Annotated in this window: 18 protein-coding genes; 4 read left to right on the forward strand and 14 right to left on the reverse strand. The window is 76.5% G+C overall.

Going from position 1 to position 21,857, the window contains the following annotated elements:
- Positions 1–11: 11 nt before the first annotated feature.
- Positions 12–257, reverse strand: a complete 246-nt coding sequence (locus tag ACIRRH_RS27980; protein ID WP_403072883.1) for a hypothetical protein — start codon at positions 255–257, stop codon at positions 12–14.
- A gap of 145 nt (positions 258–402) precedes the next feature.
- Positions 403–1,632: an MFS transporter gene (locus ACIRRH_RS27985; protein ID WP_403072886.1), complete on the reverse strand. Its 1,230-nt coding sequence runs from the start codon at positions 1,630–1,632 to the stop codon at positions 403–405.
- Positions 1,633–1,686: 54 nt separating this feature from the next.
- Between ACIRRH_RS27985 and ACIRRH_RS27990 the strand changes: the two genes are divergently transcribed.
- The 3 genes from ACIRRH_RS27990 to ACIRRH_RS28000 are packed head-to-tail and all read left to right on the forward strand — an operon-like array spanning position 1,687 to position 3,580.
- On the forward strand, positions 1,687–2,430 hold the full coding sequence (locus tag ACIRRH_RS27990) for an AraC family transcriptional regulator (protein ID WP_403072889.1): 744 nt from the start codon (positions 1,687–1,689) through the stop codon (positions 2,428–2,430).
- Between the two features lie 35 nt (positions 2,431–2,465).
- Positions 2,466–3,209: an SOS response-associated peptidase gene (locus ACIRRH_RS27995; protein ID WP_403072892.1), complete on the forward strand. Its 744-nt coding sequence runs from the start codon at positions 2,466–2,468 to the stop codon at positions 3,207–3,209.
- Between the two features lie 20 nt (positions 3,210–3,229).
- A complete protein-coding gene (locus tag ACIRRH_RS28000) occupies positions 3,230–3,580 on the forward strand; it encodes a nuclear transport factor 2 family protein (RefSeq protein ID WP_403072895.1) in 351 nt (116 codons plus the stop codon).
- 34 nt (positions 3,581–3,614) lie between these two features.
- On the opposite strand, the gene ACIRRH_RS28005 is transcribed toward ACIRRH_RS28000, so the two are convergent.
- The 12 genes from ACIRRH_RS28005 to ACIRRH_RS28060 all read right to left on the reverse strand — a co-directional run bounded on the left by ACIRRH_RS28005 (position 3,615) and on the right by ACIRRH_RS28060 (position 20,531).
- A complete protein-coding gene (locus tag ACIRRH_RS28005) occupies positions 3,615–5,243 on the reverse strand; it encodes a thiopeptide-type bacteriocin biosynthesis protein (protein ID WP_403072898.1) in 1,629 nt (542 codons plus the stop codon).
- 18 nt (positions 5,244–5,261) lie between these two features.
- Entirely contained in the window at positions 5,262–7,163 is a 1,902-nt protein-coding gene (locus ACIRRH_RS28010; RefSeq protein WP_403072901.1) for a TOMM precursor leader peptide-binding protein, read from the reverse strand.
- Positions 7,160–8,872: a hypothetical protein gene (locus ACIRRH_RS28015; RefSeq protein ID WP_403072904.1), complete on the reverse strand. Its 1,713-nt coding sequence runs from the start codon at positions 8,870–8,872 to the stop codon at positions 7,160–7,162. The genes ACIRRH_RS28010 and ACIRRH_RS28015 overlap by 4 nt, the downstream gene beginning before the upstream one ends.
- Positions 8,869–10,083: a hypothetical protein gene (locus tag ACIRRH_RS28020; RefSeq protein ID WP_403072907.1), complete on the reverse strand. Its 1,215-nt coding sequence runs from the start codon at positions 10,081–10,083 to the stop codon at positions 8,869–8,871. The genes ACIRRH_RS28015 and ACIRRH_RS28020 overlap by 4 nt, the downstream gene beginning before the upstream one ends.
- Positions 10,076–12,718 carry a lantibiotic dehydratase gene (locus tag ACIRRH_RS28025; RefSeq protein WP_403072910.1) on the reverse strand — a complete coding sequence of 881 codons (2,643 nt, stop codon included), beginning with the start codon at positions 12,716–12,718 and terminating at the stop codon, positions 10,076–10,078. Before ACIRRH_RS28025 ends, ACIRRH_RS28020 begins: the two co-directional genes overlap by 8 nt.
- A 172-nt stretch (positions 12,719–12,890) precedes the next feature.
- Complete coding sequence (locus ACIRRH_RS28030) at positions 12,891–13,088, reverse strand: thiazolylpeptide-type bacteriocin (protein WP_403072913.1); 198 nt, start codon at positions 13,086–13,088, stop codon at positions 12,891–12,893.
- Positions 13,089–13,739: 651 nt separating this feature from the next.
- Positions 13,740–16,283, reverse strand: a complete 2,544-nt coding sequence (gene lanL / locus ACIRRH_RS28035) for a class IV lanthionine synthetase LanL (protein ID WP_403072915.1) — start codon at positions 16,281–16,283, stop codon at positions 13,740–13,742.
- Positions 16,284–16,338: 55 nt separating this feature from the next.
- Positions 16,339–16,506, reverse strand: a complete 168-nt coding sequence (locus ACIRRH_RS28040; protein WP_224284346.1) for an SflA family class IV lanthipeptide — start codon at positions 16,504–16,506, stop codon at positions 16,339–16,341.
- Positions 16,507–16,701: 195 nt separating this feature from the next.
- On the reverse strand, positions 16,702–17,613 hold the full coding sequence (locus tag ACIRRH_RS28045) for a phytoene/squalene synthase family protein (RefSeq protein WP_403072918.1): 912 nt from the start codon (positions 17,611–17,613) through the stop codon (positions 16,702–16,704).
- A 91-nt stretch (positions 17,614–17,704) separates the two neighbouring features.
- On the reverse strand, positions 17,705–18,250 hold the full coding sequence (locus tag ACIRRH_RS28050) for a hypothetical protein (RefSeq protein WP_224284348.1): 546 nt from the start codon (positions 18,248–18,250) through the stop codon (positions 17,705–17,707).
- A gap of 131 nt (positions 18,251–18,381) precedes the next feature.
- Positions 18,382–19,620 carry a styrene monooxygenase/indole monooxygenase family protein gene (locus tag ACIRRH_RS28055; protein ID WP_403072921.1) on the reverse strand — a complete coding sequence of 413 codons (1,239 nt, stop codon included), beginning with the start codon at positions 19,618–19,620 and terminating at the stop codon, positions 18,382–18,384.
- A 260-nt stretch (positions 19,621–19,880) separates the two neighbouring features.
- On the reverse strand, positions 19,881–20,531 hold the full coding sequence (locus tag ACIRRH_RS28060) for a helix-turn-helix domain-containing protein (RefSeq protein ID WP_403072924.1): 651 nt from the start codon (positions 20,529–20,531) through the stop codon (positions 19,881–19,883).
- Positions 20,532–20,797: 266 nt separating this feature from the next.
- Between ACIRRH_RS28060 and ACIRRH_RS28065 the strand changes: the two genes are divergently transcribed.
- Positions 20,798–21,661 (forward strand): NAD(P)H-binding protein, encoded by an 864-nt coding sequence (locus ACIRRH_RS28065; RefSeq protein ID WP_403072926.1) that lies wholly within the window; start codon positions 20,798–20,800, stop codon positions 21,659–21,661.
- Positions 21,662–21,857: the final 196 nt, after the last annotated feature.

The raw sequence follows: 21,857 nt of genomic DNA on the forward strand, positions 1-21,857 counted from the left end.
CGGCGTCGACGTCACGGTCGGCGAGGTCCGTCGCCGTGGACGAAGACCACGAGTCCGTACGGTCCGTGGCCGCCGGTGGGGCGGGCCAGCACGCCCTGGAGCGGCTGCTTGCCGCCGGTGACGGTGACCCGCTCCTCCGTGAGGTCGTACTCGTTCTGGTACACGACCCAGCCGCCCACGCCGGCCATCAGCACGGCCACGGCCAGCAGCGATCCCCAGAGCCGCGGGCGCTTGCCGAACATCTTCATATCGTTCACTCACCAATCGATCGTTCTAAAAACGATCGTAACAAATATGAACACACTAGAGTGATCGTCATGCAGGAGATCCCGACCCGCGTGCTGGTGGACGCGATGGTCCGCACCCGGCTGTTCGACGCCTACGCGGAGGTGGTCACGACGGTCACCGGCTGACCGGTGTCGTCCCGGCACCCGCGGGCTCGGAGCCGGCGGACGGCACCACCGGCTCCGGCAGCGTCCGAAACAGTGCCCAGCTCAGCAGCGGCATCAGCACCAGCGGCAGCAGCGCCGTGCGCAGCGAGGTCGCGTCCGCGAGGCTGCCGATCACCGGGCTCGCCAGGCCGCCGATGCTCACCGTCAGCCCGAGGGTGATCCCACTCGCCGTGCCGATCCGCGACGGCAGGTAGTCCTGCCCCAGCGTCACCTGCAGGGAGAACGGCACGTACAGCCCCGCCGAGGTCAGCGCCACGAACAGGTACAGCACCGGGCCCGGCACCAGCAGCATCCCGGCCACCGCGACCGCCGCCACCAGGTACGACCAGCGGGCCACCGCGACCCGCCCCCAGCGGTCCGCCAGCGCGCCGCCCAGCACCGAGCCCACCGCACCGCCCGCGTACAGCACCACCAGCGCCGCGGTGCCCGCCGCCGGACCGCCACCGAGACGCTGGGTGGCGAACAGCGAGAGGAAGGTGCTCAGGCCGACGAAGGCGATCGAGCGGCAGACCACCGCCAGCGACAGCCGCAGGAACGCGGCCCGGTCGTCGGCGGCGGGCACCGGTGCCTGCGCCGCCCCGGCCGCCCGCCGCTCCAGCTCGCGCAGCACCGGCAGGCAGAGCGCGGCGCCCGCCAGCGCGGGCAGGGCGAGCAACGGGGTCAGCCGCAGTCCGCCCGTCCCGACCACGGCGGCGACCAGCAGCGGGGCGGCCGCGAAGCCCAGGTTGCCGCCCAGCGAGAACCAGGCCATCCCCCGATGCGTGCCCGGCCCGCCCTGCGACCCCGCTGCCCCCTGGACCCGCTGGGCCGCCAGCCGGGCCACCCGGGCCGACTCCGGATGGTAGGCCGCCACCCCGACCCCGGACAGCGCCACGAAGGCCAGCGTCAGCCCGTACGAGCCGCTCACCCCGCTGAGCGCGATGCCCGCACCGCCCAGCAGGGTGCTGACCGGCAGCAGCCAGGGCAGCGGCCGACGGTCGGTGAGCGCCCCGAACAGCGGCTGCGCCACCGAGGAGAGCAGCGAGGCCGCGAGCACCACCCCGGACACGGCGGCGTAGCCGTAGTGGCGCTCGGCCGCGAAGAACGGCACCAGGGCCGCCACCGCACCCTGGTAGACGTCCACACAGGAGTGCCCGACGGAGAGCAGCAGGATCGACCGGCGGTCGGAGTTCTTCGGCATGCCGCCAGCCTCGGGCCTGCACGTGCTGTCGAACTTCCGATAACCTGCCATCCGATGCCGAGAATCCGCCATGATCCCGTCGCCTCGACCGAGGCCCGGCTCCTGCCCTCCGGCGGCGCCATCGACGCGCACCGGCACGACGACCACCAGATCGCCTACGCGGCCCGCGGTGTACTGAGCATCACCACCGACGCCGGCTCCTGGGTCGCCCCCGGCAACCGCGCCCTGTGGATCCCGGCCGGTACCGTCCACGCCCACCAGGCCCACGGCGAACTCGAACTCCACCTGGTCGGCCTGCCCGCCGCCGACAACCCGCTCGGCCTCGGCCGCCCGACCGTCCTCGCCGTCGGCCCGCTGCTGCGCGAACTGATCATCGCCTACACCCGAACCGCGGAGCGGGACAGCCCCGAACGCACCCGGCTGCGCGCCGTCCTGCTCGACCAGCTGCGCGCCTCCCCCCAGCAGCCCCTCCACCTGCCCACCCCCGCCACGCCCCTGCTGCGGTCACTGTGCGCGCTGCTGGAGGCCGACCCGGCCGACGGCCGCACGCTCGCCGAACTCGGCCGCACCGTCGGCGCCAGCGACCGCACCCTCTCCCGGCTGTTCCGCGCCGACCTCGGCATGACCTTCCGCCAGTGGCGCACCCAGCTGCGACTGCACCACGCCCTGGTGCTGCTCGCCGAGGGCCTGCCGGTCACCACCGTGGCGCACCGCTGCGGCTGGGCCTCGGCCAGCGCCTTCATCGACGTGTTCCGCCGCACCTTCGGGCACACCCCGGGCGGGCACACGCCGCGCTGAACGCCGTTGTCCGTGCACCGTGGGAGGCTGGGGGCATGTGCGGCCGCTTCGTCTCCACCACCACGCCCCAGGACCTCGTCTCGCTGCTCGGAGAGCTCCGCTGGGACCCGGCCGAGACCTTCGCGCCGAGCTGGAACGTCGCCCCGACCGACCCGGTCCCGGCCGTCCTGGAGCGCGTCGACCGGGAGACCGGCGAACTGCTGCGCCAACTGCGCCCGCTGCGCTGGGGCCTGGTCCCGTCCTGGTCCAAGGACCCGTCCGGCGGCGCCCGCATGATCAACGCCCGCTCGGAGACCGTCGACACCAAGCCCGCCTTCCGCAAGGCCTTCACCGCCCGCCGCTGCGTGATCCCCGCCGACGGCTACTTCGAGTGGCGCGAGGTCCCCGCCGGCGCCGACCACAAGAAGTACAAGCAGCCGTACTTCCTCAGCACCGGCGGCGTCATGCTGATGGCCGGACTCTACGAGTTCTGGCGCGACCGCACCCGCCCCGAGGACGACCCGCTCGCCTGGCTGGCCACCGCCACCGTCATCACCACGGACGCCACCGACTCCGCCGGCCGCGTCCACGACCGGATGCCCCTCGCCATCGCCCCCGACGACCTCTCCACCTGGCTCTCCCCCGCTCACACCGACCCCGCCGAACTCCACCACCTGCTGCGCCGCCCCGCCGACGGCGCCCTGCGCGTCCGCGCCGTCCCCACTGCCGTCAACAGCGTCCGCAACAACGGCCCCGAACTGCTGGCCACCGCCCCGGACCCACTGGGGCTCGCAGACTGATTCCGAACCATGGAGATCGCATGAACGGCACCCCCGCCGGCATCGTCGAGGCGGCGTTCCGCTGCTACCGGTCGCAGGACCGGGAGGCGGCCCTGCCGCTGTACGCCGAGGACTTCACCTTCACCAGCCCCCAGGACGACCGCATCGGCAAGGCCGCGTTCTTCGAGCGCTGCTTCCCCACCGCCGACCGGTTCACGGAGCAACGGCTGCTGCGGGTGACGCCCGCCGACGAGGAACTCGTCCTCGCCTACTACGAGTACGAGCTGACCACCGGCGACCGTTACCGCAACGTCGAGGCGATCACCGTCCGGGACGGGCTGATCCGGGAGGTGCAGGTCTTCTTCGGCGGTCGGGTGCAGGCGGCTCCGTGATGCCGTCTCCCCACCGGCGGTTCGGCACCCGGCCTCACACCGCCCCCGGCCGGCCCAGTGGGAGCAGGTACTGAACGGGCTCGCCGAGGTCGTCCAGGCCGAGGAGTTCGTGGGCCAGGTCGTCCTGGAGGCCGCCGAGGGGGGTGGTGCCGAGACCGAAGGCCGCGGAGGTCAGCAGGAGGTTCTGGGTGAGGTGGCCTGCTTCCAGGAGGCCGAGGCGCAGGGCGCGCAGGCCGTAGCGGCGGCGCAGGTGGGCCAGGTCGAGGTGGACGGCGAGGACGGCGGGCGCCTGGTCGATGCCGATGGCGTCCGGGTCGTCGGCCGGGCGGGAGAGGTAGGAGGAGAGCGCCTTGAGGTCGTCGAGGGCGGGGGCCGGGCCGATCGGTCGCAGGCTGCGGTGTTCGGGAAGGCACTGGTAGGTGCCGGCGGGCAGGCCGTCCACGGCGAGGGCGAGCACCCGCAGTCGGACGGTGTGCAGGGCGCCCGCGCTGGGGTACGGGCGGTGGCCCGTGCCGGGGTTCGGGGCGTAGGCGGACCAGAGCAGTCCGCCGAGGGCGCCGGCGGTGAGCGGGCCGGTCAGCGGGCCCCGGGTGGAGTGGCGGGTGCGCAGGGCGTCGGCGAGGGTGACGGGCGGCAGCGGGTCGGCGGGCAGCGGGAGGTCGCCGGGGCGGGGGCGCGACACCGGGCGGTGCGGCAGATCGCGCAGGGCGGTGTCCTCGCTGCGGCCGATCTGGAACTTGCTGCGCTCCAGGTACTGGTGGTCCGGGGCGTGGTGGTCGGCGGGGAAGAAGGTGAACGGCTGCCCGGTCTCCAGCAGGGTACGGGCGGCGAGGCGGCAGACCGCCCGCTCCTCGTCGGGGCCGACGCCGAGCCGGTTGAACAGCATGTGCAGCTGGGAGGCCCAGATCCAGGAGAGGCGCTCCGCGGATTCCGGGGCCGCCACGGCCCGCATCCGGGCCGCGGTCTCCGCGACCCGCGCCGCCCACTCCCCCAGCCAGGGCTCGGCCGTACCGGCGTCCAGCGCCGCGCGCAGCGCCCGGGCCCGGTGGGCCAGTGCCTCCCGCTGCCGGGCGAACACCGTGTTGACCCGGACGTGGACGGCGGCCCCGGGCAGCGGCCGGAACTCGGTGACCCACCGCCAGGAGGCGGCGTGGCGGCGCAGCCAGCGGGAGGCGGCGAGTTCGTCGAGGCCGAGGGCGTGTGCGGTGGTGTGGGCGAGGTCGAGCGCGAGCGGCAGCCGGTGCTCGGAGGCCGCGCCGAGGGCGCGCAGGGCGCGGACGGCGGTGCGGGTGGAGTGGGTGAACACCTCCTCGGCGACCGGCAGCAGGGCCGCGCCGCCGTAGCGCTCGGTCTCGGGCTCGTACGGGACCGCCGTGACTTCACCGTGCCCGCCCGCGAACGGGCCGTCGATCGGGGTGCGGCGGGCGGCGAGGCGGGTGAGCCCGGCGGCGAGGGAGTCGGGCGCCGGGCCCGGGCCGCGGTAGCGGATGCGCAGGTGGGGGCCGCCCTCGCCGTAGCGGATGAAGAACCACTCGGTGTCGGCGAGCCCGTCCATCAGCGGGGCGAGGTCCTCGGTGAGGAAGGCGTCGGCCTCGCGGGCGGGCAGCGGCAGCGCGAGGTGCAGGCTGTGCCAGGTGGCGACTGGCAGCGCGTGGGTGGTCATCGCGTGCTCTCCGGAAGGCTAGGGGAACGGGTGCGGGTGGAGCGGGAGTTCGTCGTGGCGCAGCGGCGCCGGGGTGCGGCCGAGGCGGAACGGGACCTCCAGCAGGCGGGGCAGGCCCCGGGTGCGACGGTTGGCGTGGCCGAAGGTCATGGGCAGCGTGCCGGGGACGACGACCTTGGCGCAGTGCAGGCCCAGCCGGTCGCGGATGCCGGGCTCGTCCTGGGTGACCGCCAGGACCTCCAGGCCCTCCCCCGCCAGCCGGGCGATCGTCCGCTCCAGCAGTCCGGTGAGGTCGGTGACCGGTTCGGGGGCGCCGGGCCAGCGCTCGGTCCAGGGCACCGGGGGCGGGCCCGCGAAAAGGAAGTCGAGTCGGGGCTGGGCCTCGGGCAGGGCGTTGAGGCCGACGTGGTCGTCCAGGCTGACGACCAGTTCGGGGCGGTCCAGCATCGGGCGCAGCCGCTGCGGGTCGCGCGGACCGCCCGGGGCGGTGGCGCGGTACGGCGCCTCCTGGACGTTGGTGACCACCTCGGCGACGGCGGAGCGGATCGCCGTCCGGGGGTCGTGGTGGGCTCCGGCGGCCAGGAAGGTACGCGGGGCGTCGGGGCTACCGCCGCGGTGGCGGCAGAGGGCGATCACGGCGGGCACGCCGAGGTCGTTGGTGGCGTCGAGCAGGGTGAGCCGGTAGCCGAGCAGCCGGGCGCGGTCGGCGAGTTCGGCGATCTGCGGGTCCTCGGTGGGGAGGGTGACGCCGGGCAGCGGGGTGCGGGCGTACCAGGCCATCAGGAAGGCGTCGCGCTCGGCGACCTCGAACAGGCCGTAGAGCGCGGCCTCCTGGGGGCTGTTGCCGAGTCCGCAGCCGTTCGAGGACTCGTAGACCACCCGGGGACGGTCGCGTCCGGGCACGTCCCAGTAGGCGACGTGCTCCGGGACGGCGACCGGGCGGCGGTGGGTGAGCGACCAGCCGTGCACCCAGTCGAGTACCAGCTCCGGGGTGTACGGGACGGTGGCCACGGCGGGGTGTCCCGGGTCGGCGTCGTCGGGCAGGCCGAGCCGGACCGGGTCGAGGACGGCCCCCGGGCCCACCTCGCCCGCCAGCTCGGCGTAGGAGGCCCGCAGCACGGTTCGGCGCCCGAGCGGTCGCATGCCCGCGTACCGCTCCACCGCCTCGAACAGCGCGACCCGTTCGCTGGAGCGGAAGTCCGCGGCCCGCCCGTACCCGCCGTCGTCGAGCGCCCGGCCGTCGGTCACCCAGGCGGTGGTGAGGGCGAACGCCGAGTCCTCGGTGCGGAACAGCCGGCGGACCGGGCCGAACCGCTCGTCGTACAGCTCGGCCCGCAACTGCCCTGGTTCCGTACGGCCGTTGGACCCGCGCAGGACGGCCGGGTCGGGCAGCGGGCGAGGGGCGGCGGGGAGCCGGGCGGCCTCGGGCGTGTCGGCGGGCAGCGGGCGGCAGACCTCGCAGCCGCCGACCGGGCGGACCCGGTGGGTGGACCAGGTGGCCCGGCCGCCGTGCACCACGTGGACGGTGGCCGCCTCGGCCGCCGGGGGGACGGCGGGCTCCGCGGCCGGCGGGGCGGCGGCCAGGTCGGCGGCGAGCTCGGTCACCGCCTCGGCGAAGGCCGGGGTGCCGGTGCCCCCGAGTGCCAGGTCCGGGCTCTGCCAGGGCACCCGGCCGCCGGCGGTGGCGAGCCGCTGGTACTCGACGCAGGCGAGGCAGGCCGGTGCGCCGGGGGCGAGCACCGGTCCGACCACGGTCAGCGCGCCGTCCTCGCGCACCGGTACCAGGCGTACGGGGTGTGCCAGGGCGTGCCGGCTGAGCCGGGCGGCCAGGCCGAGGGTCCACTCGGTGAGGTGGACGACGGCGGTGCCGCTGGTGGCGGCCAGCGCCTGGGCCGGGGTGAGGACTGGCAGCTCGCTCATGGACGGCCTTCCTCGGCGACGAAAACGGTGAAGCCGCAGCCGTCCAGGGCGTCGGCGTACAGGCGGGCCTCGGGGGTGGCGGGCTGCCAGCGGGTGGTGCGCAGGCCGGTGAGCCGGACCAGCACGGCGTGCAGGTCCGCTTCCCGGGCGGCGACTTCAGTAAGCCAGCGGTCAGTCCAGCCCGGGTCCGCCCAGGCCGCCGGGGTGCGCCCCGCGGCGGCGAGCGGGGCGGCCGCACCGGAGGGGGCTGCGTGGTGGGCGGCGGCGAGGCCGCCGTCCCGGGCCAGCAGGCGGGTGAGGGCGGCCAGGGCTGCGTGGGCCACCGCGTCGGCGGGGGTGGCCTCGACCGCCCGGACCCCCTCGACCCGCGCCAGGTACACCTGCGCGGAGGACAGTTGACGGACCACCGGATCCGGGGTGCGGCCGAGCCGACGGGCCAGGGCGCCACACCAGTGCCCGGCCTGCGGGTGGTCCCGCCAAGCGGACTCCGGCACCACGCGCTCGCCCCGGACCGGCGTGCCGAGGACGGCCCGGCGCAGGGCCCGGCCGAGGGCGTGGCCCGGGTCGGCCCCGACCACCGGCACGGCTCCCCCGCCCAGCGCCGCCAGATGCAGCTCGGCGGACCGGCACGCGGCGGCCAGCCGGGCGAGGTCCGTCCGCGCCGCCCCGGCCGCCAGCAGACCGGACGGGCTGCCGCAGGAGACCAGGGCCACGGGCACCTGTGGGAGGTCGCCCGGGGAGGGTACGTCCAGCACGCCCAGCCGGGGGTCGCCGAGGGCGTTCACCCGGCGCAGCGCCTCGGCCAGGTCCCCGGGCGGCGCGGCCACGGCCCCGGGGGCCGCCGCCCACGGATGGTGCTGGGCGCGCGGCGGGCGGGCCTCGGCGATCAGGACGGCGGGGCGCCCGGCGAGCAGCCGCGGGTCGTCGGCCGGCTCGCCCGGGTCGGGCAGGCCCGCGACGGCGCAGAGCAGCCGCTGGGCGCCGGCGGCGGCGAGCAGTGCGAGGAGAGCGGCGGGCGGTTCCGTGCCCGGGTCGTGGCCCAACCGGGTGGCGACTGCCGTGGCGTCCGTCCGGGCCCGGGCCGGGTCGGCCGGCTCGGTGACGAAGCCGCCGTCCGCGCCGGACTGCACCGCGACCGCCACCGTGCGGGCCGCCGGGTCGTCCGCCGTGGCCACCACCCGACCGGCCGGCAGTCCGAGCTCGGCGACCACCGCCGGAGCCCTTGTCCCGCCCCGGGCGAGGGCGCGCACCACCGCACGGGCGAGCGGGCCGTCCGGGTCCGCGGCGGCCACCACCGGGTGAGCCGCCGCCAGGGCCGCCGCCGCGCCGCCGGGATCGTCCGCCACCGAGCCCGGCCAGGGCGGCAGGCGGGCCCCGTCCGGGTGGTCCACGAGGAGGCCGTGCTCGCGCAGCCGGGCAGTGACGGTGGCCAGCGCCGCCGCCAGTTTCGGCCCGACGGCGGCGTCGGCGTCCGGCCCGGCGTCCGGTTCCCGCCCGGCGTCGGCGTCCGGCCCGGCGTCCGGTTCCCGCCCGGCGTCGGCGTCCGGCCCGAGCCGGGCGGCGAGCACCTGCCACAGCGCCGGGAGCGACCGGCTGCCCTCCAGGGTGAGGCTGGTGTCGCGGCCGCGCAGGTGCAGCCCCTCGCGCAGCGGTGTCACCGCCACGCCGGGGCGCAGCCGGGGCCGGACGGCTTCCGGGTCGGCCGTCATGCCGCCGCCCCCTCCGTGCGCGTCTTCTCCATGCCCGCCCCCTCCGCGCCAGGCTCCTTTGTGCCCGCCTCCGCCTCGGCGCCGAGGACCGCCTGCCACCGGTGGCCGGTCAGCTCGGGCACGCTGCGCACCAGCAGGTGGGCGGCGAGGTAGCGCTCCACCGGGCGGACGTCGCAGATCGCGAGCAGCCGGTACAGGCCGTTGGTGCCGGCCCGGTTGATCAGGTAGTCCGGGCGCTGCCACATCGTTCCCTCGGGGTCGGCGCGGTGCAGCAGGCGGTGGAACTCGCTGTAGCGGGTGCGCAGTTCGGCGTTCCAGCGCTCGGCGGTGGCCCGGTCTCCGAGGGCCTCCGCGCGCTGCCGGTACTCGGCGTGGCGGCCGCCGAGATCGGCCCCGGCTGCCAGCCGCCGCTCGGCCAGGCTCCAGGCGGTCGCCGACCAGTGCGCCCAGTCCCGCTCCCAGCCGCGCGCGCCGCCGTCGGTGATCCGGCCCACCAGCGCGGTGACCGCCCGGCCGTTGCGCTCCCAGCGGCGCTCGAAGCCGGCCCGCAGGCTGCCGTCCGGGTCCTCGTGGACCAGGAAGTCCTCCAGGTGCGAGAGCACCGAGTAGTGCGCGCCGACCAGGCCGTCCGGGTGCGCGGTGGCGTGCGCCGCCAGCGCCGTCAGCACCAGCTGCACCCGCGCCTGCGGCGTGTCGCCGCGTGCGCCGAGGAAGTGGCAGGCCGAGTCGAGGGCGGGCAGGCCGATCCGCAGCAACTCTTCGCGCAGCTCGGCGGATCCGGCGCCGATCAGTGCCCGCAGGGAGCGTTCGGCGGACCGGTCGACGGGCGCCGCCACGACGGTGTTGTCCGGCGCCAGCGGCTCGTACGGCGGCGCGACCAGCTCCGCCCGTCCGGCGATGGCGGCCTCGGCGAGCAGCTGGTCGTCCGACCGGTCGGCGACGGACGGGTGCGCGGCCGCCCACTCCCGCAGCGCCTCGGCGGCCCGCTGCGCCGCCCCGGCCACCCGCACCTCCGGGCCGCGCAGCCGCAGCCGCAGGTGCGGCCCGTACCGCCAGTGCCGCTCGACGTGGGCGGCCAGCCCCTCGGCGGCCGACTGCCGGGCCAGTGGCAGGACGGCTTCGCGCAGCGCGCGGGCCTTGTCGGACTGGTAGTGGTAGAGGACCACGTCCCAGGCGGTCACGGCCTCCTGGCCGTCGGCCGGGTCACTCATCGGGCGCCTCCTCGGCGATGGCGGTACGGACGGAATCGAAGGCACCGGTGCCCGACGCGCTGCCCCGGCCCGGCCGGTACGTCTCCACCACGAGTTCGACGGCCCGCGTCGGCTCCGTCTGTCCCGCGATGGCCGGGAGGGCCTCCTCCAGCACCACGCCGCGCTGGTGCCGGGTGAGCCACTTGGCCAGGTGGCGCAGGTGCAGCGGGTTGCCGAGGTCGACGGGCTGCGGTTTGGGGGCGCGCAGGCGGGCCACGAAGGCATCGGCGGGCGTGCCCGCGGGGTCGGCGGCGGCCGGTACGGGGTGGAGGAAGAGCTGCTCGGGCAGGCCGAGCCGGGCCCGCCAGCCGGCGACGGCCGCGGCCGGGACCCCGTCGGGGCCCTGGTCCGTGGCGAGTTCGGCCCGCAGGGCGTCGAGCACCCCGGCCGGCAGGTGCCAGCGGCGGCGGGCGAGGACGACGTGCCGGTGGCGCAGGCGCGGGGTGCGCAGCACCTTGCCGCCGGGCGCGACGAGGGTGGTGCGCGGCAGCAGCGGCCGGAAGTCGACGACCCCGTTGGGGTGGTCGGCGAGCAGCGGGCCGAGCCGCCGGGGCAGCATGACCGGCGCGAGGAAGCCCAGGTAGAGGACGTCGAGCAGCTCGCCGCTGCTCCTCAGCCGCAGCCGGAGCTGGTCGCCGACCGGGTCGTGCACGAGGTCGAGGTCGGCCTCGGCGAGGCTGGTCCACCGCCGGTCGGGGCCGATCTCGTCGGCGAGCAGCCGCGGGTGCAGGTTGGCGTTGAAGCCGCCGACCGGCCGGACCTGGGCGGCGCGGGCACCGTCCCCGAGGCCGGACCGGAGCTCCCGGGCGACCTCGGCGGCGGCCTGCGGGTCCAGGCCGTCGAGGAATCGGCTGGTGAAGCGCCCCCAGCCGCCGTAGACGTGGTTGACGCACAACAGGCCGTCCACGGGCTCGCGCTGGACGAACCAGGAGTAGCTGAGCGGCCGGGCCGCGGCCCAGTGGGGCAGCCGGGCGGCCAGGGCGCGGACCTGATCGGCGGGGAGCACGACTTCGCCGTCCATCTCCGGCAGGTGGGCGAACTCCTCGCGCAGTACGGCCAGTTCGTCCGGCAGCGCCGGCTGCGCCCAGGCATCCGCCGCCTCGGCGCCGAAGTCCCAGAGCGCGTCGCACACCCCGCCGACGCCGTAGCGGGCGACGAAGCGGTCCCGGGCCGCCCGGCGCATCAGATGGCCGTGGTCGAACAGCTCGGCCAGAGCGGTCAGTTCGGCGAGCGCCGCACGGTCGGCCGCGCCCGGTGGCAGGTGCGGCGGCACCGGCGCGTGGACGTCCTCGCTGAGGACGCTGAGCGGTGCGGCCTCGTCCGGCACCGGCCGTCCGGCGTCGGCCAGCAGCCGCCGCCAGTCCTCGCCGAGGGCGGCCAGCAGCGCGGGGCGGCGTTCGCCCGGAGTCCTGCCCAACTCACCTGTTGACAAGCGGAGTTGATCGATCCGACGGGCCAGCTCGGCGTCCTCCGGCCACTGTCGCAGCCAGTCGGCCAGGCTCCGGAGCGGCTGCGGGTCCTGCGGGTCGACCGGCTCGGCGGGCACCAGCAGCCGGGCCGTCAGGAGCCGGCCCACGAAGCGGTGCGCGGCCGGGTCGTCGCCCGGGCGTCCGAGGGCCTCGGCGAGCCGGGCGGCGAGCTGCTCCGGCGGGTCCGGGACGGCCGCGAGCGAGGCGAGCAGGGCCAGGTCGGGCCGGGCGGCGAGCTCGACCTCCTCCTCCCGGGTGACCAGGTAGCGCCCGCCCGCGAACAGCACCTCGGCGCGGGCGTAGCGGGCCCGCCCGTCGGCGACCCGGGCGGAGCTGGCCATCCGGTGCGGCAGCGTCCGGCTGCGGCGGGGGTCGTCGAGCAGGGCCTGGACGAGCGCGGCGACCAGCGCCCGGTTCTCCCGGACGACCGCACGCGGCTCGCCCGCCGGCTCGCCCGCCCACCCTTCGCAGGCCCAGCCGACGGCGGTGAACCAGGACAGCGGGCTGGTCTTGGCGGTGGCCCGCAGGGCGTGTCGCAGGACGGCCGCCTCCTCCTTGCGGGCCCGGCCGCGCGGCTCCCCGGTCGCGCCCGCCGTGTTGGCCACCGCGCGCAGCAGGTCGGCGCTGGTGAGCGCGACGGCCCGGGTGAAGGCCGGCTCGCGGCAGATGCCGGCCAGGGCGGCCCGTTCGGCGGTCAGGGCGGGCGGGACGGCGTCGGCGAGCGCGGCCAGCAGCCGCGCCCGCAGCCGTCGCAGCTCCAGCCACTCGGCGAGTCGTGGGACGCGGCGCGGCAGGTCGGTGAGCCGGTCGAGCAGGGCCGCCCGCGGCGGGCGCCCGTTGTGCAGGTCGCGGCGGAGCGGCAGCACGACCCGGCGGTGGAAATCCTCGTCGTGTCCGGCCCGGCTGGCGTAGAGGTCGTCGCAGAGGGCCGGCCGCAGGGCCTCGGCCGCGGCCTCGGCGGCGGCGAGTCCGCCCAGCAGCGCCCGGGCGCCCGCCGAGGCGGCTGACTGGGCGGGCCGGGCGAGAACGGTGGAGCGCACCAGGGCGTGGCGCGCGGTGTACGCGGCCGGGGCCGGCACGGGCGCGGGCGCCAGGACGTCCCGGGGCGGGGCGGCGCGGTCGGGCATGGCGGTTTCCTCCGACGGGGGCCTGGGCGTGCCTTGCGGGACCGGGGCGTGTCTTGCCCCGCGTATGCGGGGAACCCGGCGCGTGCGGGTGGACGCGCCGGGTTCCGTGCTGATCGACAGGGCGGCCCCCGGCCGAGGGTCCGGCGTGCGGCCGGACCCCGGTGGCGGGACGTCAGCCGATCGGCACGTCCGTGACCTGCGGCTGCGCGCAGGAGGACGAGCCCTGGCAGGAGCACGAGCCCCAGGACGCGCCGTTCTCCGGCAGGGCGACGGTGTCGCGCAGCGCGGTGACGGTCAGCTCGCTGAGGTCGAGGTCCTGAAGGTCGAGGCCCTCGGTGGCAGCGGTGCGGGACGTGGTGGTGTCGGACATGGCGAACTCCCTCGGATGGGCAGGCGTTTCCGGTCGGACCGGAAGGGTGTGCCTGCGAAGCGGGTGCTGCGGAATGTGCCGGGTCCCCCGTGGGTGCGCCGCACGCGGGTCGCTCGGACCCGGGCTTCGCGCCGCCCGAGGACGACTCTAGGCAGCGGGCGAGGGCCGGCGGTACGGGCGACCGGCACCTTGGCCGGGAGCCCGTACCCCGTCGGCTCAAGACCCATCGGGCTTGAGTGGCACTCCAGCGGCCCCCCACGGGCCCCGATCCGGCCGCGACCGACACCGGTGCCTCACGCCCTCCGGGCCTTCCGGCCAGCGGCCCGGCGGAGGCGCCGAGCAGGTGCGGGCAGGTGTCGGGGGCGTGCCGGAACGCAACCCGGCCCGTGCGGTCCTCCAGGGCTTCTCGACCGGGGCCGGACCCCGCACCGACCGGCGGAGGCGCCGAGCAGGTGCGGGCAGGTGTCGGGAGCGTGCCGGAACGCAACCCGGCCCGTGCGGTCCTCCAGGGCTTCTCGACCGGGGCCGGACCCCGCACCGACCGGCGGAGGCGCCGCGCCCGGGGTGGCCTCGGCTCAGTGACGGTGGGCGCGAGGTGTCACCGCGCGCCCGGTACGCGAAGCTCACGGCGGAACCGGCGCCGGCGCCGGTTCAGGGCAGCGGCAGCAGCCCCGGGACGGGCCCGCCGCGCCGGGCGAGGCGGCGCAGGAAAGTGGCGACGCCGGGGGTGCCGACCGCCCAGGCCCGGGCCTCCGCGTCCGGCCGGCGGCCGGGCAGCAGCGGCCGGGCCGGCGGGCCGCCGGCCCGGGTGAGGATCAGCGCCGCCTGCTCCTCGGCGGCCGCCCAGTGCCGGGCCTCGCCGGTGGCCACCGCGAGGTCGACCAGAAGGTCCCCGACGCCCGCGAGGCCGCAGCAGCGGAAGACCTGCGCGGTCCTCGGGGCGAGCGTCCGGCAGGTGTCGGCCGCCTCGACGGCCATGGCGAGCAGCGCGTCGTCGCCGTACTGCCGGCCGGCCTGGACCAGCAGGGTGCCGATCCCGGCCAGCCCCCGGCACCAGGAGAGGTAGCGGCGGGTCGCCCCGGGCGCGCAGGCGGCGGCCATGATGCCCGGGAGGTCGGACGCGAGGCCGTCCACGATCCGGCGGGCGGCGAGCCGGGACGCCTCGTCGGGCATCGCGAGCAGGAAGTGGGCGACGCCCGCGCGGCCGTGCGCGAAGCCCTCGGCCAGGGCCGCGGTGCCGGCGTTGGGTTCCTCACCGAGGTCGTCCAGCGGCCGGCCGGCCAGCCGGGCGGCGCAGTCGGCCGCCGCTGCGCGGTGCGCTCCGGCCGCCGGGCCGAGGGCGGCCAGCAACAGGTGCCCGGTGCCGATCCCGGCCGTGCCGGCGATCTGGTCCACGCCGGTCCCTTCGTACCGGCGGTGCTCCGGGGGCTCGGTGCCCAGCGCGGCGGCCGCCTCGGCGAGGAACAGGTCGACGCCCGTACGGCCCTGGTACAGCGAGCCGTCCAGGTGGCCGAGGGCCGGGTGGACGGCCGTCCAGGCGGCGAGTTCGGCGGCGGCGGCCCGGGCGTCCGGGCGGTCCGGGTGCTGGAGCAGTTCCAGGCCGAGGCCGGCCGCGCCGTCGTACAGCGAGAGCAGGGTGCGGGGCCGCTCCGCGCCCGGGCCGGCGGCGACCAGCTCGCGGGCCATCCGGACGCAGGTGGTGACGGTGTGGTCGAGCGCCTGGGCCGGCCGGCCCGTGCCCCTTCGGGCGGGGGCGCCCCGTCGGCCCGGCACGGCCCCCTCCCGCAGCCTCGCCGCGGCGGCGGCGCGCCGGGCGGGGTCGAAGCTCAGCAGGCCCGCGACCAGCTCCGCCGCCGGGTGCCCGGGCTCCGGGAGGGCGGCGCGCAGGCAGGCCAGGGTGCGGTCGCGGTTGGTCGCCGGGTCCGGGTCGATCACCACCGGGTCGAGGCCGGTGAGGGCGTGGTGCAGGGTGGCGCCCAGCGCGTAGTGGTCCTCGGTGGGGTCCTCCCCGGTGGCGCCCGGCAGGCCGTACCCGGCGGTGGCGCCCGGCGGGCGGTCGCCGGCCAGGGCGCTCACGCCGAAGTCGACCAGGGTGGGCAGGCCGTCCCGGTCGAGCACCACGTTCGCGGGCTTGAGGTCGCAGAGCACCACGTCGCGCGCGTGCACCGCGTCCAGCACCCGCAGCAGTCGGCGTGCCAGCGTCCACCAGTCCCGCCCGCCCTCGGCACCGGCGTCGGCACCGTACGGGCCGGAGGTGAGGACCTCGCGGCGCAGGTCGATCCGCCCGCAGCCGGTGCTGACCAGGTACTCGTCGGTGCCGTGCCGGAAGTAGTCGACCAGCGCGGGCACGCCGGGCACCCCGGCCAGCGCGTCGAGCACCCGGTGCTCGTGCCGCAGCCGGCCGCGCGCGTCGGTTCCCGCACCGTCCTCGGCGACGAAGGCCCGGGCCTGCTTGACCACCACCTCGCGTCCGGTGGCGAGTTCAACCGCGCGGTAGACGTGGCCGCTCGGCGCGCGGGTGATGCCGGCGGTGATCCGGTAGCGGCCGGCACCGACCCGGGTGGTCGCCGGGGCGGCGGGGGCGCCGGGTGCCTCGAACGGGTCGCCCGCCCAGGGCGGCCGGCGGTAGCGGGCCTCGGCCAGGCCGGGGAACAGCGAGCCGTCCGGACCGGTCATGCCGGCCTGCGCCTCGTCGTCGGTGACCCGGAACGGCCCGTAGCGGTAGTGCACCGGGGCGTCCGGCCGAACGGGCCGGTCGCTCACCACGGTGGGGCCTTCCCAGCCGGCCAGTGCCTGCGCCAACTCCAGCCCCAGGGCGCGGACTTCCTCCGGCCGGGGGTAGACCGTGACGGCCTTGCCCACGGCGGCCGCGCCGTGCCGGCCGCTGTTGAGCTCCCACAGCGCAACCGCGCTCACCGCGAACTTCACGTCGCAGACCCGGCCGAGCAGGATCGGGAGCGCCGTGTCCAGCAGCGCTTCGAAGCCCTCCGGGCGGGCGGACAGGTGCAGCTTCCAGCCGTGGGCGAGCTCCGGCATCCGGGGGTCCCGGAGGTACCACCACTGGCCGTCGGTGCGCAGCGGGCGGTGCGGGCCGGGTGCCCGGGCCGCCAGTTCCTCGACCCGGCAGCGGAGTTGTTCTCGCAGCGCCTCCGGTCGGAGGGCCTCGGCGGAGCCGGGGTCGGGCGGTGCGCTCATGGTTCCGTCCTTCCCCGGTCCGCCGTGGTCCGCCGTCCGTTCGGATCCGGATGGATCAGGAGTTGAACTCACAGGGGAAGCGGGTCGGGACGTACGTCACCCACGGGTCGGCGAGGCAGGCGGCGGGCGCGAGGTCCGCGTCGAACTCGTCCTCGAAGACGATGGCGTCCTCGTCGATCTCCAGCGGGCCGGCGTCGCGGATGTCGGTCACCAGTGCACTCATGTGGTCCTCCCAGTGATTCGGGTCCTTGGGTCCTACGCGCTGAGCGGGCTCATGCTAGCCAGACCGCCCGACCCGGGACAGGGAGCTGACAGAGCTGCCGGATCGGCTACGACAAAGGGAGGTTCCGTTTGTGGACGCCGGCTCCGCCCACCCTCACCTGGGCGGCACACACCGGATCGACACACCTCGGGCGGGTCAGCCGCGCAGGCGGCGGGCCCGGAGGTACTCGCGGGCCAGCAGGCGCAGCGCGGCGGGCTTGGCCGGGCTCGCCGAGCGGCGCAGCAGGGCGCCGAGGTCGGCACGGGCGGCGGCGCTGGTGAGCTCCTCCACGCCGACGATGCCGCGGACCATCGGCCGGTGGGCGGGCGGCACCCGGTCGATGACGGCCCTGCCCTCGGCGAGGCTGCGGTCGGCCCGGTCGAGCAGGGCGCCGAGCAGGGCCCGGACGGCGAGCAGGTCGCGGGCCTGCTCCAGGTCGGTGCGGGTGACGCCGTGCTCCTTGAGGGCCTGCTCGGGGATGGTCAGCCGACCGTCCGCGAGGTCCTCGGCGAGGTCGTTGACGAAGTCGAGCCGCTGGCTGCCGTCGATGAAGGTGCGGCAGGCAGCGCGGTAGTCGCTCTGGTCGCCGTCCGGGCCGAGCAGGGCGGCGACCACCATGAAGCCGGGCAGCGAGTACCCGTCGACGTAGGCCTGGTGGTCCTCCTCGGTGGCGAACCCGGTGAAGTCCAGGTCGGTTCCGGCCGCGGCGAGGAATTCCAGCACCCGGTCCCGCAGGACGGGGTGGGCGTCGACGCTGTGCAGCAGGGGACGCAGCTCGGGGTCGTCGGTACGGCCGGCGGCGAGGCTGTCGGCGACCTGCTGCTGCCAGCGGGCGGACGCCGCCCGGCGTTCGGCGAGCGGGCCGCTGTCGAGCAGGGTGTCGGTGCGGTGCATGAAGGCGGCGGCCGCGATCACGTGCGGGACCATCCGGGCGGGCAGCAGCAGTTCGGTGGCGAGCGCGGCCTCCCGCCGGTACCGGGCCATCTGCTGCCGCTGCCGGCCGTAGTCGGCCCGCAGGCCGGCCTCCCGCACGCCGGCCGCGTCCAGCGCCCGCTCCCACCTGCCCACTCGGTCCACCCCATCGTTCGTTCGACCGGGACCGAGCGTAGCCGGTGGGAGCGGGAGGTCCTATTTCTGGCCCGGGCCGCCGCGCCGCGCCTCAGCGCTGGCGGATGGCGGAGAAGCCGCAGGCCGGGGTGCAGAGGGTGACGATGCCGCTGTAGCGGTAGGTGGTGCGGCCCCGGGTGACGCTGTGCATGGTGTACTTCTCCCGCAGGTTGAGCTCCCGGCAGCGCGGGCAGGCGGCACTGACCGGCTTGCCCCAGGGGCGGTTCGGGTTGAGCTTGGCGATCGAGACGACCATCAGGACGGCGGCCACGCCCGCGCCGCCGAAGCCGACCGCCCGCCACACCCCGTTCGAGGACTCCCGACGGTCGATCATCTCGTCGTAGGAGTAGGTGCCCCCGCCGCCGCGGCTGGACCAGATCCGGCACTCGCTGTGCCGGGTCATGGTCTTGCCGTCGCAGGTCGGCGGGGTGTCCGGGTCCGACTTGCCGACCACGAGCGCGAGGAAGAAGCCGAGCGCGATCAACAGGCCGAACACGACCACGGCGACGGTCCGGCTTCGGCCGGTGTGCAGCCGCTTGCGCTCGTTGTACGCCGTGTCGATCACAGCCTGGGCCATGTTGCCCCCGTCGACCGCCACTGCTCTTCTCCCGTTCGTCCGCGCCGTTCGCCCGGCCCGCGCTCGGGCCCGGCGTCCCCCTCATCCGGGGGCGAGAAGAACCCACCATCAACGATGCGCGCTTGTACGGGACTTGGGAAGAGCTTGACCGTTCAGTTGTCCGCCGTGACCGAAGCGAGGTAGGCGGCCGCCTTGGCCGGGTCGAAGTACCACTCCTCCAGGTCCGCCGGATCGTCGAAGGCGTTGGCGAACCGGTGGGCCACGGCGGGCAGTGCACCCCCGGCGGCGAGGAGTTCGAGGACGTGCGGGGGCGGTGGGCCGAGCAGTGCGTTGCTCCAGGCGGTGGCGGGGGTGGCGGTCCGCCAGAACCCGTCGAAGGCCGCCTGCTGGAAGTCGCGGTCGAAGGGCTTGTCACCGTGGGCGAGGATCGCTTCCAGGTAGCCGGCGGCGCACTTGGCGGCGTTGTTGGAGCCCTGACCGGCGATCGGGTCGTTGAGGACGACCACGTCCGCGACGCCCAGCACCGTGCCACCGCCGGGCAGTTCGCCGATCGGGCGGCGCACCCCCGGGGTGAAGCGCCCGGCCAGTGTCGCACCGGCGTCGGTGAGTTCGATGCCGGACCGGGTGCGTTCGTACTCCCAGGGAGTGAATGTCTTCATCAACTCCAGTGTCACCCGCAGGTGTTCGGCCGGATCGCGGATCCCGTCGAAGGCGTCCGCCGGACCGCCGGGCCGGGCCTCCCAGACCAGGGCGTCGCAGGGCCCGGCCTCGGTCAGCGCCGGCACCAGGAAGAGCTCGCCGACGCCCGGCACCAGGTTGCAGCGGACCGCCGGGAAGTCGTGCTCGGGGCGCGGCCCGAGCCCGTGCACATAGCTGGCGGCCAGTGCGCGCTGCGGCCGCTCGTACGGGGAGCGCTCGTGGTCGCGCTCGAACAGCGAGGCCAGCGCGCCCTTTCCGGAGGCGACCAGCACCAGGTCGTACGAGCCGGCCAGGTTCTGCAGGTCGGTCGCGGTCACCTGGCGCAGCTCGACCCGGCCGCCGCGCTCCGCGAACAGCTCCAGCCACGTGGACATCTTCAGCCGCTGGTCGACGGACTGCGCGTAGGCGCCCAGCCGCCCGACCCAGTCGATCGCCCGCTCCGACTCCGGCCCGGCGACCGACACTCCGAGGCCCTCGATCCGGGGCGCCCGGTCGGCCCACAGGTCCAGGCCGAGGGCGCGCTCGGTGCGCAGCGCGGAGTCGAACATGCACTGGCTGGACAGCACCCGCCCGCCGCGCACCTCCTCCGGGCCGCGGTCGGTCAGCACCGTCACGTCGTATCCGTGGGCCTGCAGTCCCAGGGCCAGTTGGAGTCCGGCCTGCCCGGCGCCGACGATCAGAATTCTGCGCATCGCCCCTGCTCTCCTGGTGATACGTCCCGGACGGCGACCAGGACGGCCCGGCCGCCACCGGTCTGCTTACCAGTCATCGGGGCGCCCGTCCACGGGCCGTGCCGGTGCCCGCCGCCCCGGTTACGGCCCCCAGACCCGCCCGCCGGTCGCCCGACGCACTGCGGCGGTAGGGCACCTGTCGGCCCTGCTCGCCGCGCACGCTCCGGCCCGTCACCCTCCGGCGGTGCGCAGGACCCGGGCGCGGCGCAGGGACGGGTGCCTCACCCCGCGACCAGCCGCCGGCCGTTGACCTCCTCCGGACGGATCCGCACCCAGCGCTGCCGCGCCCCGCCCGCCCAGGGGGTCGCACCGGGCAGGCCCGCCAGGCGGTCGAGCTCGGCCGGGTCGTCCACGTAGTGGGCCGGGCCGAGGGCGAGCACGCTCCAGCCGCGCCCGAGGTACTCGTCGATGTGGTCGACCTGGAAGGAGACCGCGGCCCCCTCCTCCGGGGCGGCGGCGTCGTGCTCGCCGGTGCGGTAGGCGAAGGAGCCCTGGTCCACCACGTAGTTGACCGGCAGCACCACCGGCCCCGGCTCGACCGGCAGGCCGATCCGTCCGATGCCGTGGCTGCCGACCAGCTGCCAGCACTCCGGCTCGGTGAGGTCGAGCAGCCGGGGGCGCGGGCCGGCGCCGCCCTGGCCGGGCGGGGCGTCGGCGCGGCCGGACAGCAGCTCGGCGCGGGTGGTGTCGAGGGCGGCGGCGATCCGGACGAACCCCGCCGGGTCGAAGGCGGGCCCGGCGTCCAGCAGGCACCGCAGGTAGCGGGGGGCCATCGCGGCCCGCGTGGCCAGCGCCTCCTCGCTGAGGCCCAGCTGCTCGCGCCGCTCGGCGATCCGGCGGGCCACGACGGCGGGGTCGGGGGTGTCGTCCACGGTGGTGACTCCTCGGCTTGCCGGGGGCCGTCGGGCCGCGTCCGGGCGTTGACCAGGCCGGATCCATACAAGCGCCCGGCCTGCGGCAAGTCGAGCAACAGCACGGTCCCGTGCGTGTCGGTCCGCGACGGCAACCACCCGGATTTCCGACTCCGTACGCACCGTCCGCGGACCCGGACCCCGACCTTGATCGCCCGGTACCCGGCTGCGATCATCGGCCTGACGTGGAATCAGGTCTGCGTCCGCAACGGGGAGGAGTGCCATCCGTGATCGTCGTGACGGGTGCCACCGGTACGGTCGGGTCCAAGGTGGTCGTGGGGCTGCGGGAGCGCGGCGAAACAGTGCGCGCGCTGGTGCGCGACACCGGTGCGCCGGCGCCGGCGGAGTGGGACACCGGGGTCGAGCGGGTGGCCGCCGACTTCACCGACCCGGGCTCGCTGGAGGCGGCCCTCGCCGGGGCCGACACCGTCTACCTGCTGGTCGCCGTGCACCCCGAGATGGCCACGCACGAGCGGAACGTGATCGACGCCGCCGTCCGCACCGGCCGCCGCCCGCGGATCGTGCTGCACGCGGCCGCCGGCATCGAGCAGCGCCCGGAGGGCGTGCGCTTCATCGGCGCGCACATCAGCGGCCTGGACCACCTGAAGGCCTCCGGCCTGCCGTGGACGGTGATCGCGCCGAACGGCTTCCATCAGAACTTCCTCGGCACCGCCCCGACCGTCAAGGCCGGCTCGCTGGCCCTGCCGGGCGGCGACGGCGCAGTGTCGTACGTCGACGCCCGGGATGTCGCCGCGGCCGCCGTGGCGGTGCTGGCCACCGACGGCCACGAGGGCGCGGTCTACACCCTGACCGGCCCGGCCGCGCTCACCCACGCGGAACTGGCCGAGCAGCTGGCCTCCGTCGCGGGCCGCCCGGTCGTCCACACCGCGCTCACGCCGGAGCAGGCCCTGGACGGCCTGCTCGCCATGGGCTGGGAGGCCTGGCGGGCCGAGGGCATGGTCGAACTGTACGGGCTGTACGCGGCCGGGCTCGCCTCCGCGGTGACCTCGGACGTGGAGAAGCTGACCGGCCGCCGCCCGCGCCCCTTCGCCGAGTTCGCCGCCGAGCACGCGGACGCCTTCCGCGCCTGACGGCGGCCCAGCGCCCGCTCAGGCGGATCTCGCCCCCCGGTCCCGGCGGCGGCCCGCGCGTACATCAGCGCCGGCGTCGCGTTCTGCGCGACGCCGAAGCCCGCGCCGAACACCGCGGCCCCGGCCACCACCGCGACCGCACAACGCTGTCCGTCCCGCGCCCCGGGCGCACACCGGCCTGCGCGGCTGCGCCGCG

It is taken from the genome of Kitasatospora sp. NPDC101235 (assembly GCF_044767505.1).
Lineage (GTDB): Bacteria > Actinomycetota > Actinomycetes > Streptomycetales > Streptomycetaceae > Kitasatospora.